A 12,502-nucleotide genomic window follows, 5' to 3' on the forward strand; every position below is an offset into this window, starting at 1 on the left:
CGGGCGGGTCAGCGCAGCTGCTGGATGCGGATCATGTTGCCCGCCGGGTCGCGCAGGGCGCAGTCGCGGATGCCGTACGGCTGGTCGGTCGGTTCCTGGACGATCTCGGCGTCGCCGGCCTGGAGCCGTTCGAAGGTGCCGTCGAGGTCCTTGGTGGCCAGGTTGATGCCGGCGTAGGTGCCCTTGGCCATCATCTCGGCGATGGTGGCGCGCTCCTGGTCGGTGATGCCGGGGTCGGCGCCGGGCGGGTGCAGCACGATGGAGGTGCCGGGCTGGCCGGCGGGGCCGACGGTGATCCAGCGCAGCCCGTTGTAGCCGACGTCGTTGCGGACCTCGAAGCCGAGGGTGTCGCGGTAGAAGGCCAGGGCGGCCTCGGGGTCGTTGTGCGGCAGGTACGCGCTGTGAATGACGATGTCCATGCCGGTCACGCTAATGGGGGCGGCGTGAGCTGCGCTTCTCGATTCCTGATCGGTCTGGTGATCTGCTTGGCCACGCAGGAGGGCATGCCGGCGGTGGCGCGGGCGGCCTCGCGGCGGTAGACGCTGGGCGCGACGCCGACCAGTTCGGTGAAGCGGGTGCTGAAGGTGCCCAGTGAGGAGCAGCCGACGGCGAAGCAGACGTCGGTGACGCTGAGGTCGCCGCGGCGCAGCATGGCCATGGCGCGTTCGATGCGCCGGGTCATCAGGTACGCGTACACCGACTCGCCGTAGGCCTGCTTGAACGCGCGGCTCAGGTGCCCGGCGGACATGGTGGCGCCGCGGGCCAGCGCCTCGACGTCCAGCGGCTGGGCGTAGTCGCGGTCGATGCGGTCCCGGACGCGGCGCAGCCGGGCGAGGTCGTTCAGGTGGTGTGCCGCGGCGGGTCTGCTGGTCACTGCGAAATCGTGCCACGCCGCCCCGCGGTTGCCCAGCGGCGCGCGGGATGCCGTATCAAGGGGTGATGACTGAGCAGCCGTTGCCGGGCGGGTTCGTCGGCGCCGCCGTACGGGTGGGTGGCACCGTGCGCAAGGCGGCGCCGCCGGATGCGCCGTTCGTCGGCCGGTTGCTGGGTTTCTTCGCCGAGCGGGGCTGGCCGGGCGCGCCGCGGTGGCTCGGGGTGGACGAGCGTGGGCGGCAGGTGCTGGGTTTCGTCGAGGGGGACGTGCCGGGCGGCGACGCCGCTGCCCCGGTCGGCGACGACGCGCTGGCCGCGGTGGCGCGGCTGGTGCGCGCCTTCCACGACCTGACGGCGGGGTCGGCGCTGGCCGGGGATCAGGAGGTGGTGTGTCACCACGACCTGTCGCCGGCCAACACGGTGTTCCGGGCCGGGATGCCGGTGGCGTTCATCGACTGGGACCTGGCCGGGCCGGGGCTGCGGGTGCAGGACGTGGCCCACGTGTGCTGGCAGTTCGTGCCGCTGGGCCCGGGGGTGGCGCCCGCGGAGGCGGGGCGGCGGGTGCGGGTGGTGGCGCGGGCGTACGGCTGGGGTGATCTTGCGGTGCTCGTCGATACGGTGTTGTGGTGGCAGGACCGGTGCTGGCGGGGCATCGAGGCGGGCGCGGACGCGGGGGTGCCGGCGATGGTGCGGCTGCGGGAGGCCGGTGTGGTGTCGCGGGTGCGGGCGGCGTACGAGTGGACCGGGCGGCATCGCCGGTCGCTAGGGTGATCCGGTGACGGACCTGCGGCGGCTCTTCGACGATCTGGTGGGCCTGGAGATCGCGGTGTGGGACGCCGTCGACGCCCGGCTGCGCCGCGACTGCGCCCTGCCGCTGGGTCAGTTCATGCCGATGCGGGTCGTGGCCGCGACACCGGGCTGCCGGGTGCTGGACGTCTCGGCCCAGCTGCAGATCACCGTGGGCGCGGCGAGCAAGGTGGTGGACCGGGTGGAGGCCGCCGGGCACTGCGCGCGCCGGCCCAACCCGCGGGACCGGCGCTCGTCGCTGATCGCGTTGACGCCGTCGGGGTCGGCGGCGCTGGCGGCGGCCGAGGTGGTGTTCGAGCGGGAGCTGGCGGAGCTGCTGGGCGGGGTGCTGTCGCCGGTGGCGCTGACCCGGTTCGCCGGCACGCTGGGCCGGGTGCGTGCCGCGCTCCGCTGAGCCAGTGACGGGCATGTATGTTTCCGGGCATGATGCGGCATCGGGTCGTGCCGTTGCTGGTCGTGGCGTCGGGGCTGGTCGCGGTGGTGCCGGCGGCGCTGGGCCCGTACCCGGGGCTGGCCTGGCCGCTGGTCGCGCTGCTGGCCGTGGCCGGGATCGCGCTGGGGTGGTGGCAGCGGCGGCCGGCCGGGCCGGCCCCGGCGGTGGCGCCGCAGCGCCGCCCGGCGGAGTTGCCGGCCGCGCCGGTGCTGGTCGGCCGGGCCGCGGAGCTCGCCGCGGTGTCGGCCGCGGTGGCCGGCGGGGCGCAGCTGGTGGTGCTCGCGGCGGCGGCCGGCACGGGCACGTCGGCGCTGGCGTTGCGGGCCGCCCACGACGCCCGCGACCACTACCCCGACGGTCAGCTGTTCGCGGCGCTGCGGGGCGCCTCGGCTGATCCGGTGCCGCCGGAGGCGGTGCTGGTGCGGTTCCTGCGGGCGCTGGGCCGCCCGGACGACGAGCTGCGCGGCGACGTGGCGGAGCTGGCGTCGCGGTTCCGCTCGGTGGTGGACGACCGGCGGGTGCTGGTGCTGCTCGACGACGCCCGGGACGCCGCGCAGGTGCGCCACCTGCTGCCCGGCGGGGCGCACAGCCTGGCCCTGGTGACCAGCCGGCGGTTGCTGTCGGACCTGCTGGGCGCGTCGGTGCTGACCATCGGCGCCTTGCCGGAGGAGGCGGCGCTGGAGCTGCTCACGGCGACGGCCGGCCCGGGACCGGTGGCGGCCGACCCGGACGGCGCCCGCCGCCTGGTGCGGGCGTGCGGCGGGCTGCCGCTGGCGGTCCGCATCATCGGCGCCCGGCTGCGGATGCGCGCGCAGTGGTCGGCGTCGGCGCTGGCGGACCGCCTCGACGACGAGAACCGGCGGCCGGCCGGGATGCGCCTGGCCGACCGGGCGGTGCGATCGACGCTGCGGGTCGTCTACGACGAGCTGGGCCCGGGCGAGCAGCTGGTGTTCCGGCGGGTGGGTGGCTACCCGGGCCCGTCGGTCGGGCTGGCCGCGGCGGCGGCGCGCTGCGCGCTGGAGGAGCACGCGGTGGCCGGGGCCCTCGAACGGCTCGCCGGGGCGTTGCTGGTGGAGTCGCCGGCCCCGGACCGCTACCGCATGCACGACCTGCTGCGGCTGTGCGCCCGGGACCTGGCGGCCGAGGGCGCCGAGGACGTCGAGGGCCTGCGCCGGCACCTGCGGTGGCTGACCGCGCGGGCCCGCCCGGGCGGCTGGCTGGCCGCGGAACGCGAGAACGTGCTGGCGGCGGTGCACGCGGCCGTCGGCGCGGGACTGGCCGCGGACGCCCGGGCGGTCATCGTGGCGGTGCATCCGCTGGTCACCGGCGAGGCCGAGCACGGCTACCGGCTGCGGCTGTGGCAGGCCGCGATCCCGGTGGCGACGGCGCTGGGCGACGAGCCGTTCCGCATCCGCGCGCTGCGGTGGGTGTCGCACGCGTACGGGATGACCGGCCAGTCCCGGCTCGAACTGCCGGCGGCGCAGCAGGCGCTGGCAGCCGCGGAGCGCCTCGGCACCGACGTACGCGAGATCGCGCTGGCGGCCTGGCGCGTCGGGGACGCCCTGCGCGCGCTGGACCGCTTCGACGAGGCGCAGGAGGCGCTGCTGCGGGCGCTGGAGCTGCTGACCGGGCTCGGGGCGGTCGCCGATGAGATCGAGGTGCGACTGTCGCTGGGCACGCTGGACAACACGTTCCTGCGGCCCGAGCTGAGCACCCCGGTGCTGACCCGGGCGGTGGAGCTGCTGGCGGAGCGCGACGAGCCCGAACGCGGCTGGGCGCTGCTGGGCCTGGCCGTGGCCGCCGGCCTGTCCGGGCAGGTCCAGCGGGCCCGCGAGCTGGTGGCCGACGCCCTGGGCGTCGCCGAGCGCCTCGGCGACGACCAGCTGCGCGGGCACTGCCTGCAGGAGCGCGGCTGGCTGCACGTGCGGCACGGGGCGTACAGGCACGCCGAACGTGACTTCGCGGCGATGCTGGCGATCTTCCAACGGCTGCGCGGCGGCCCCGGTGTCGCCGCCGCGCAGGCCGCGCTGGGTGAGATCGCCGACCTGCGCGGCGAGACGGCCGTGGCGCTGAGCCGGTTCGAGCTGGCGATGGCGGAGTATGAACGGCTCGGGCTGCCGGTGCGCCTGGGACAGATGCTGCAACGCCGGGCCGAGGTGCTGCGCGGGCTGGGCCGCGAGCAGGAAGCCGAGGCCGACGCGGCCCGCGCCCGGGAGCTGATCGGCGACGCGCCGGCCCACCGCGGCCCGGCACTGCGGCGGCGGCCGGACCGGCCGCGACGGGAGACGTGATGACGGTACGGTGGATCACCGGGTTCCTGGACACCCCGTCGCGGGTGGCCGAGCCGTTCTGGCAGGCGGTGACCGGCTCCGGGCTCTCGCCGCGGCGCGGACCGGGCGGGGAGTTCGCGACGCTGCGGCCGGCCGGCGGCGACCCGTACCTGCGGGTGCAGGTCGTCGGCGACGGCCCGGCCCGCGCCCACCTGGACCTGCACGTCACCGACGTCGCGGCGCAGGCCCGGCGGGCCGTGGCGCTGGGCGCCTCGGTGCTGGCCGACGAGGGCGAGCTGGTGGTGCTGCGCTCCCCCGCCGGGCTGCCCTGGTGCCTGGTGGCCTGGCACGGCGAGGCCAACCGGCCGGCCGGCGCGCGCAGCCTGGTCGACCAGATGTGCCTGGACGTGCCGGCCGGCGTCTTCGACGCCGAGGCCGGGTTCTGGGCCGCGGTGACCGGCTGGCCGCGGCGGCCGGGATCCCGGCCGGAGTTCCAGGCCCTGGTACGCCCGCCCGGCATGCCGCTGCGGCTGCTGCTGCAACGCGTCGACGCCCCGGCCGGCATGCACCTGGACCTGGCCTGCACGGACCGGGCCGCCGAGGTGGCGTGGCACGAGCAGCTCGGCGCGCGGGTGGTGGCCGGGCACGAGCGGTGGACCACGCTGCGGGACCCGGCCGGCCGGACGTACTGCGTGACCGACCGGCCGGTGTGAGTCACTGCCGGGCGAAGTCCTCCCCGAGCAGCTCCCGCAGCCGGCCCAGGGCCCGCATGCTCTGCATCTTCACCACCGACGGCGAGACCCCGAGGATCTCCGCGACGGTGGTCACGCTCTGGTCCTCCCAGTGCCGCAGCACCACGATGGCCTGGTCCCGTACCGGCAGCGTGGCCAGCGCGGCCATCAGCGTGACGTGCAGCTCCGCGGACGCGTCGGCCCCGCGCCCGGCCCGCTCCGGCAGCTCGGCCCGCACCACCTCGGTGTCGCTGCGGCGCCGGCGCTGGTCGAGGACCGCGTTCATCAGCACCCGGCGGCTGTAGGCCTCCAGGTCGGCGGTGCGGTGGATGCGGCGCCAGACGGCGTACATCCGGGCCAGCGTCAACTGGGTCAGGTCCTGCGCCAGGTGCCAGTCCCGGCACATCAGGTACGCGGTGCGCCGCAGCCGCGGGGTGGCCGCCACGACGAACTCGGCGAACTGCTCGTCGCGGGCCGCCCGCCGCGCGCTCGTCACCGCGGTGTTCCCGGGCAGGCCCGGCCGACCAGGTCCGCGACGCCCGGGCGGTGGGTGAACGCCGCGGCGAACCGGGGGTACTCCGACGGCTGGGTCAGCTGCACCCGGAACGACTGGGGCAGCGACTCGGCGGAGACCGACTGCAGGAAGTCCGGGTCGTCGTGCCAGAGCTCCTTGAACCGCTGGTACGCCTGCGCGCGGCTCTCGAACCGCACGTCCCGGACGCCGGGGTCGGCCCGCAACGCGTCGCGCAGGCCGGAAATCTGCACCGCGGTGGCCTCCTCGCTCAGGAACAGGGACACGTCGGTGGCGGCGTCCCGCACCGGCCACGTGCACGACGGGTCCGCCGGGCCCATCGCGATCGCGACCTGCGGCAGCGACGACGGAGGCGCCGGGGCGGGACCGAACGCCAGGTGGGCGACGAGGCCCGCGGCGGCCACCAGCACGGCCGCCGAACCGCCCGCGAGCAGGCCGCGACGCCGGCGGATCCGCCGGCCCTGGGCCATGGCCTGCGCCACGGGGTCGCCCGGGGCGGGCCAGGGTTCGTCGTCCAGGGCCCGCTGGAACAGCCCTCGAAGGTCTGGGTGCACGGTGTGCGCTCCTCGGTCGGTGGATGTCTGCCCTGGATGACGGTCCGAGGGGGTGGTTCGGTCACTTGCCGTCGGATCCGGTGGCGTGGGCGGCGTACCGTCCCGGCCATGGTGAGCATGCGCGTGAGCGACCGGCCGCGACTGGTCGCGATCCGGGCCCGGGCCCTGTTCGACGGAGTGTCGGCCACGCCGGTCGCCGATCCGGTGCTGATCCTGGACGGCGCGACCATCATCGCCGTCGATCACGCGGTCGCACCGCCGCCGCAGGCCCAGGTCGTGGACCTGGCCGGCGCGACGCTGCTGCCGGGCCTGATCGACCCGCACGTCCACCTGGCGTTCGACGCCGGCGCCGACCCGGTGACCGCGCTGGCCGAGCGGGACGACAGCGCGGCGCTGGCGGCGATGACGGCCGCCGGCCGCGTCGCCCTGCGCGGAGGTGTCACCACGGTGCGCGACCTCGGTGACCGCGCCTATCTGTCGCTGACCCTGCGCGGCGCCGGCGACCTGCCCACGATCGTGGCGGCCGGCCCGCCCATCACCACCCCGGCCGGACACTGCCACTTCCTCGGTGGACAGACCGAACCGGCGCCCGCGGCGCTGCGGGCCGCGGTACAGGAGCACGCCGACCGCGGCGTCGACGTCATCAAGGTGATGGCCAGCGGCGGAACGATGACCCCGGGCACCCGCCAGGAGCAGGCCCAGTTCAGCCCCGACCAGCTGCGGATCCTGGTCGACGAGGCCCACCGGCTCGGCCTGCCGGTCACCGCGCACGCCCACGGCACCTCCTCGATCCGCGCCGCCCTCGACGCCGGGGTGGACGGCATGGAACACGTCTCGTTCTGGAGCGCCGACGGCGTCGACGACCCCGGCGACCTCACCGGCCGGATCGTGGACAGCGGCGTGGCCGTGGGCCTGACCGCGGGCGTCGCCCCGGTGCCCGGGGCCACCCCGCCGCCGGCGGTGATGACGCGGATGCCGCGGATCATCGCCAACACCCGCAGCCTGTACGAGGCCGGCGCCCACCTGCTGATCGGCACCGACGCGGGCATCGGGCTCGCCAAGCCGCACGACGTGCTGCGCTTCGCCCTCGCCCAGAGCGCGCTGATCGGCACGACACCCGCGGCGGCGCTCCGCCTGGCCACCTCGACGGCCGCGGCCGCGTGCGGGCTGGCCACCCGCAAGGGCCGGCTGGCGCCCGGGTTCGACGCCGACATCGTCGCGGTGGACGGGGATCCGCTGGCCGATCTGGGCGCGCTGGGTAGCATCCGGGCGGTGTTCGCCCGGGGGGTTTCCGTTTCGCTCTCTTGAGGCGGGCGGCGTCGCCCGGTCCACTCCTCATAGGGCGAGCGTGCGACTTCTGGCCGTGGTCCGGTTATGCCGCCGTTGCTGGGCTGCGGTCGGGTGCGAACGCGCCGCTGCCGGCGGCGTCTCTGTCCCCCCGATCGGGGGCGAGCGCGCCGTTGCCGGACCGCGGCCGGTGGCGCAGTCGTTCGACCGGATGGGGGCGAGCGCGCCGTTCCCGGGCCGCAGTCCCGCGGCGTCGCCCGGTCTGCCGCATCGGGGCGAGCGCGCCGTTCCCGGGCCGAGGCGTCGCCCGGTCTTGCACATCGGTGGCGAGCGCGCCACCTCCGGGCCGCGGTCCGGTGGCGCCCGTGGTCCGGCCGACGGCCATAATCCCCCTCGCCGGGCCCAGCCCGCCGGGCGCGCCGCCGAACTTTGTCGGTGGGGCCTGGTAGAACTACCGCATTGAAACACGCGTTCGAACGACCGCTCGGACGACGGGGTGACCGACGAAGGGACGACCATGGCAACGGCGGCACGCACCGGTGCGCGAGGGCTCGGCACGGATGAGCTGCAGGTGATCCGCGACGGGCTCGCCGCGGGACGACGGCCCCGGGTGATGTTCACCGAGTCCGCGGGGCAGATCGCCGGGCAGGTCGGCCAGGTCGTCGCGCTGACCGACCCGGCCGAGTCCGACGAGTGGGTGGTGGTCCGCTTCGGCCGCGACGAGCTGCCGTTCTCCCCCGGCGACCTGCAGGTGGCGCCCAAGGGCCCGGTGAAGAAGGCCGCGCCCGCGGTCCCGGCGCAGCCCGCCCGGCCGGCCCCCGAGTTCGTGATCGACAAGCCGCTCCCGGCTCCCGCCGCCCCACCGGCCCCGGCGGCGACGCCGGCGGCGGCGAGCCCGGCCGCGTCCGAGGCGGCCCCCGCGGCCACCCCGCCGGCCCCGGCGCCCCGCAAGGCCCCCGCCAAGGCCGCCAAGCCCAAGCCGCCCCCCGGCCTGACGGTCACCCTCGCCTACACCGACGGCGAGTGGACCATCGCGGCCAACCAGGGCTCCAAGGCGCTCGCCAAGCCCTACGTGGTCAAGCCGTCCGAGGCGATGAAGATCGTGCAGCTGGTCGACGTGCCCGGCGTGCAGGAGGCGGTCGAGCAGATCGTGTCGGCCGAGCGGGCCGAGGTCGAGCAGCAGGCCGAGCGGCTGCGCGCCGAACTGGCCGAGATCGAGGCTCGGCTGGCGGAGCTGCGCGACGCGGGCTGACCGGCATGCGATCATGTCGAGCTGATGGAAGCGACTTGGCGGGCACCCTGGCTGTGGCGGGCGCTGCTGCGCATCTCGAGACTGGTCGTGCCGCTGATCTGCCGCCTGCGGGTCTCCGGCACGCTCGCACCCGGGCTGCGCCGCGGCCCGCTGATCCTGGCGGCCAACCACGTCAGCCCGGTCGACCCGCTGGTGCTGATGGCCGCGTGCAGCCGGGCCGGGATCGCCCCGCGGTTCATGGCCACGGCCGGGCTGTTCACCACCCCGGTGGTCGGCTCGATCATGCGCGCCTGCGGGCACCTGCGCGTCGACCGGCACACCGCCCAGGTGGCGCAGGCCCTGCCGGCGGCCGCGGCGGCGTTGCGCGACGGCTCGGTGGTGCTGGTCTATCCGGAGGGCCGCATCGGGCTCGACCCGTGGATGTGGCCCGAACGCGGCAAGACCGGCGTGGCCCGGATGGCCGCCCAGTCCGGCGCGCCGGTGGTGCCCGTCGCGCAGTGGGACACCCACCGGGTGCTGCCGTACGGGGCGCCGGCCGGGCTGGCCCGGTCCCTGCTGCGCACGATCCGGCAGCGCCCGGTCGTGCACGTGCGCTTCGGTGAGCCGGTGGACCTGTCCGGCGTGACGGGCAGCCCGGGCGCCCAGGCGATGCGCGCCACCGACCTCATCGTGGAAGGCATCGCCCGCACGCTGGCGCCGCTGCGCGCGGACGAGCTGGAGACGCCCCGGCACATCGACCGGACCCGGCCGCCGGACCTGAGCCGCGTCCGCCGCAACCGCACCGCCGGGACCAGGCCGGGCTGACCGGGACGCGCTCACCCGCCGGCGTTTTCCAGCCCGGCGACGTCTTCAGGGCGGGGTGCCTTCTCGGGTGGCTCACTCACCTTGGCGGGCGCTTCTCGGGCGGCTCCACCGTGGCCGACGCCTTCTGGGTAGCTCCACCCGTGGCCGCCGCAATCACAGGCAGCTCACCGTGGCCGCCGCAATCACGGCCAACTCCACCGTGGCCGACGCCTCCCGGGTGGCTCTACCTCGGCCGGCGCAATCAAGGTGGGGCCCCACCGTGGCTGGCGCCTTCCCGGGCAGCCCCACCTTGGCTGGCGCCTTCCCGGGCAGCCCATCGGCTGGCGCCTTCCCGTGCAGCTCCATCCTGGCCGGTGCCTTCTCGAGCGGTGAACCCTTGGCCGGTGCCCTTGAGTGGCAACTCCGCGGCAACGCCTGCACGGCTGCTGCACTGCCGCGTCTCGTGGGCCGCCCTTCCCGGCATTGTCTTCCCGGGGGCCTTCGCAGGGCGGGAGAGTCACCGGAGATTTCCGCGCGACCCCCACTCCCTCACCCGTTGGCGGCCGGTGGGACGTGCAGCACCAGCGGGGCGTTGGTGACGTCCCACACCGCCCCGATGCCGGCCCCGGCGGAGCCCAAAAGTTTGACCCCTCACTCCCGGTCAGAGGCCGCTCGCAGGAGATTCCGCAGGTGCCCGGCCAGGACCTGCGGTCGTTCGGCCTGGATGAAGTGTCCGGAGTCGACGACCTCGTAACGCCCGTCCGGCAGGCTGTCGGCGTAGCGGCGCTGGTGCTCCTGGTTGTCGGCGTGCTGGCGTTCGCGGCCCCGGACAGCCTGTCCCGCGGACAACACGATCGTCGGACAGGCCGGCAGCCGCGGCGGCCGGGTGCGGAACTCGGTGACGGCGGCGGCCACCGCCCGCATCTCCGATCGGGTCTGCGCGACGCCGGTCGGCGTGAAGTCCTCGGCGAGCATGGTCTGGTAGGTGTCGGCGGGATACAGCCGGCGGACGTTGCCGCTGAGCAGGCGGGCCAGGGGGCCGAACCGGCTCAGCGGCTGCGTCACCGCCATCATGCGGTCGATCTTCTCGGTGGTCCGGTCCCAGGTGTCGTACACCGGGGAGGTCTCCGGCAGCGGGTCGACCAGCAGCAGACCCCGCAGCCGGGACCCCAGGCGCTCGGCGGCGCGGCGGGCGATCAGGCCGCCCATGCTGTGCGCGACCAGCACGAACGGGCCGGGCGCCACCGCCGTGGTCAGCGCGACGAGGTCGGCGGCCAGATCGTCGATGCTCAGCGGCTCGCTGACGCGGCCGCTGAGCGCGCGCCCGGCCCGGTCGTAGGTCACCAGCTCCGCCTGCTCGGTCAGCAGCGGCACCAGCGGGTCCCAACAGGTACGCCCGCAGCCCGCCCCCGCCTCGAAGACCACCCGGTCCGGCCCGCCACCGCACTGTTCGACGTACACGCTGCGGCCGTTGACCGCGACCGTCTGCCCTGCCCTGTCCCGCATGTGCCCTCCCCGGCTCGTTATCAATTTCGATAATAAAGTCAGATCTGAAATCATGGGGGGCGTGGACACCGTCAATCTGCTGCTGCACCCGGTGCGGCTGCGCATCGTGCACGCCCTGTCCAGCGGGCGGGTGCTGACCACCGGCCAGCTCAGCGCGCACCTGCCCGACGTGCCCAAGGTGAGCGTCTACCGGCAGGTCGCCCTGCTGGCCGAGGGCGGCTTCCTGGAGGTGGCCGGCGAGCAGCAGGTCCGTGGCACCGTGGAGCGCCGGTTCCGGCTGCGCCAGCACCGGCCCGCGATCACCGCGGAGGCGGCCGCGGCGATGACGACCGACGACCATCGCCGGGGGTTCGCCGCCGCCATGGCCGTCCTGATCGCCGAGTTCCACGCCTACCTCGACCGTGACGGCGCCGATCCGGTCGCCGACGGGGTGTCCTACCGGCAGGGCACGCTGTGGCTCAGCCCCGGTGAGCTCGCCGAGCTGTCCGGCCGGCTGCTCGAGGTGCTGCGTGAGGCGTTCGCCCACGAGCCCGCGCCCGGCCGGAGGCCGTACCTGCTCAGCCCGATCCTGTTCCCCACCGCGCCGCCGCCGGACGGATCCGGGCCGGTCAGCCCGGCTTGATCTGCGCCAGCTGGGTCAGCAGTTGCACCAGACCGTAGGCCTGCGCCACGTCGTCGGCGGTGAAGGCCACGGTGCGGGCGCCGGCGGCGCGGCTCACCCCGGGGATGAGGGTGGCCAGGTCCACGGTGTACGGCCCGTACAGGTCGACCTCGACCCGCAGCGGTCCCGGCAGCGTCACCAGCGGCACCTGGTCGTGCCGGCGGATCGCCCGCGCCGCCACCCGGTGCAGCTGGGCCCGCGCCTCGTCGGGATGCAGGGCGATCGCCGCGGCCTGCCCGAGCGCCTGCTTGACCGCGACGGTCGCCGTGCCGGGCACCAGCTCCCGCAGCTCGGCGCAGGCCGCGTCGTCCCCGCTGATCAGCACGACCGGCGCGCCGTGGAAGCCGGCCAGGGCCGCGTTCAGCCCGATCTCGCCCACCGGGCGCCCGTCGAGGCGCACGTCCAGGACGGCGTCGCTGATGGTGTGGGCCAGCACGGCGGGACCGCCGCCGGACCGGGCGTGGTAGCCGACGAACAGCACCGCGTCGGTGGCGTCGTCGAGGCCGGCGAGCATGCCCAGCGGGCGGGGCTTGCCGCGGGCCAGCCGCACCCGCCGGTCGAGCTCCTCGGGCAGCAGGTTCCGGAACGGGCCGTGCGCGTCGGCGACCAGCACCTCGGCGGTCGGCACGGCCTCCAGCACCCCGGCGATCGCGGCGTTGACCTCGGCGGTCATCAGCGCCCGGGCCCGTTCGTAGTCGTAGCCGCCGGGGTTGGTCTCGGTGGGGTGCACGACCCCCGAGATGCCTTCCATGTCGGCTGAGATCAATACCTTCATCGCCTCCGCACCCTACGCGGGCCCCGCCCGGGTGCGAG

14 protein-coding genes are annotated in these 12,502 nt (G+C 75.7%); 8 read left to right on the forward strand and 6 right to left on the reverse strand.

Annotated features, from left to right (window positions below; all coding sequences use genetic code 11):
- Window positions 1-8: 8 nt before the first annotated feature.
- The gene (locus tag Ani05nite_RS11185; RefSeq protein ID WP_203767516.1) at window positions 9-419 is read right to left on the reverse strand and encodes a VOC family protein; all 411 of its coding nucleotides are present in this window, start codon (window positions 417-419) and stop codon (window positions 9-11) included.
- A 5-nt stretch (window positions 420-424) separates the two neighbouring features.
- Complete coding sequence (locus Ani05nite_RS11190) at window positions 425-874, reverse strand: helix-turn-helix transcriptional regulator (protein ID WP_203767519.1); 450 nt, start codon at window positions 872-874, stop codon at window positions 425-427.
- Window positions 875-939: 65 nt separating this feature from the next.
- Between Ani05nite_RS11190 and Ani05nite_RS41810 the strand changes: the two genes are divergently transcribed.
- From Ani05nite_RS41810 to Ani05nite_RS11210, 4 genes are read left to right on the forward strand one after another with little or no spacing between them, the layout of a single operon-like run.
- Entirely contained in the window at window positions 940-1,644 is a 705-nt protein-coding gene (locus Ani05nite_RS41810) for a phosphotransferase (RefSeq protein WP_203767521.1), read from the forward strand.
- Between the two features lie 4 nt (window positions 1,645-1,648).
- A complete protein-coding gene (locus Ani05nite_RS11200) occupies window positions 1,649-2,074 on the forward strand; it encodes a MarR family winged helix-turn-helix transcriptional regulator (RefSeq protein WP_203767523.1) in 426 nt (141 codons plus the stop codon).
- 29 nt (window positions 2,075-2,103) lie between these two features.
- Window positions 2,104-4,404: an NB-ARC domain-containing protein gene (locus Ani05nite_RS41815; RefSeq protein WP_203767525.1), complete on the forward strand. Its 2,301-nt coding sequence runs from the start codon at window positions 2,104-2,106 to the stop codon at window positions 4,402-4,404.
- Window positions 4,404-5,096: a VOC family protein gene (locus Ani05nite_RS11210; RefSeq protein WP_203767527.1), complete on the forward strand. Its 693-nt coding sequence runs from the start codon at window positions 4,404-4,406 to the stop codon at window positions 5,094-5,096. Before Ani05nite_RS41815 ends, Ani05nite_RS11210 begins: the two co-directional genes overlap by 1 nt.
- Before the next feature lies 1 nt (window position 5,097).
- Here Ani05nite_RS11210 and Ani05nite_RS11215 read toward each other — a convergent pair whose 3' ends face one another.
- The gene (locus Ani05nite_RS11215; protein WP_239129672.1) at window positions 5,098-5,610 is read right to left on the reverse strand and encodes a SigE family RNA polymerase sigma factor; all 513 of its coding nucleotides are present in this window, start codon (window positions 5,608-5,610) and stop codon (window positions 5,098-5,100) included.
- Window positions 5,607-6,200: a permease-like cell division protein FtsX gene (locus Ani05nite_RS11220; RefSeq protein WP_203767529.1), complete on the reverse strand. Its 594-nt coding sequence runs from the start codon at window positions 6,198-6,200 to the stop codon at window positions 5,607-5,609. Before Ani05nite_RS11220 ends, Ani05nite_RS11215 begins: the two co-directional genes overlap by 4 nt.
- Before the next feature lie 108 nt (window positions 6,201-6,308).
- Between Ani05nite_RS11220 and Ani05nite_RS11225 the strand changes: the two genes are divergently transcribed.
- The 3 genes from Ani05nite_RS11225 to Ani05nite_RS11235 all read left to right on the forward strand — a co-directional run bounded on the left by Ani05nite_RS11225 (window position 6,309) and on the right by Ani05nite_RS11235 (window position 9,543).
- On the forward strand, window positions 6,309-7,508 hold the full coding sequence (locus tag Ani05nite_RS11225; protein ID WP_239129674.1) for an amidohydrolase family protein: 1,200 nt from the start codon (window positions 6,309-6,311) through the stop codon (window positions 7,506-7,508).
- Between the two features lie 496 nt (window positions 7,509-8,004).
- Window positions 8,005-8,739, forward strand: coding sequence for a hypothetical protein (locus tag Ani05nite_RS11230; protein ID WP_203767531.1), 735 nt, complete (start codon window positions 8,005-8,007; stop codon window positions 8,737-8,739).
- Between the two features lie 24 nt (window positions 8,740-8,763).
- Window positions 8,764-9,543 carry a lysophospholipid acyltransferase family protein gene (locus Ani05nite_RS11235; protein WP_203767533.1) on the forward strand — a complete coding sequence of 260 codons (780 nt, stop codon included), beginning with the start codon at window positions 8,764-8,766 and terminating at the stop codon, window positions 9,541-9,543.
- A 630-nt stretch (window positions 9,544-10,173) separates the two neighbouring features.
- Here Ani05nite_RS11235 and Ani05nite_RS11240 read toward each other — a convergent pair.
- The gene (locus tag Ani05nite_RS11240) at window positions 10,174-11,028 is read right to left on the reverse strand and encodes an alpha/beta fold hydrolase (protein ID WP_203767536.1); all 855 of its coding nucleotides are present in this window, start codon (window positions 11,026-11,028) and stop codon (window positions 10,174-10,176) included.
- A 61-nt stretch (window positions 11,029-11,089) separates the two neighbouring features.
- Here Ani05nite_RS11240 and Ani05nite_RS11245 point away from each other — a divergent pair, with 61 nt between their 5' ends.
- Window positions 11,090-11,650 carry a helix-turn-helix domain-containing protein gene (locus tag Ani05nite_RS11245; protein ID WP_203767539.1) on the forward strand — a complete coding sequence of 187 codons (561 nt, stop codon included), beginning with the start codon at window positions 11,090-11,092 and terminating at the stop codon, window positions 11,648-11,650.
- Here Ani05nite_RS11245 and Ani05nite_RS11250 read toward each other — a convergent pair.
- Complete coding sequence (locus tag Ani05nite_RS11250) at window positions 11,637-12,464, reverse strand: M55 family metallopeptidase (protein ID WP_203767542.1); 828 nt, start codon at window positions 12,462-12,464, stop codon at window positions 11,637-11,639. The genes Ani05nite_RS11245 and Ani05nite_RS11250 overlap by 14 nt on opposite strands.
- Window positions 12,465-12,502 lie beyond the last annotated feature (38 nt).

It is taken from the genome of Actinoplanes nipponensis (assembly GCF_016862275.1).
GTDB lineage: Bacteria > Actinomycetota > Actinomycetes > Mycobacteriales > Micromonosporaceae > Actinoplanes > Actinoplanes nipponensis.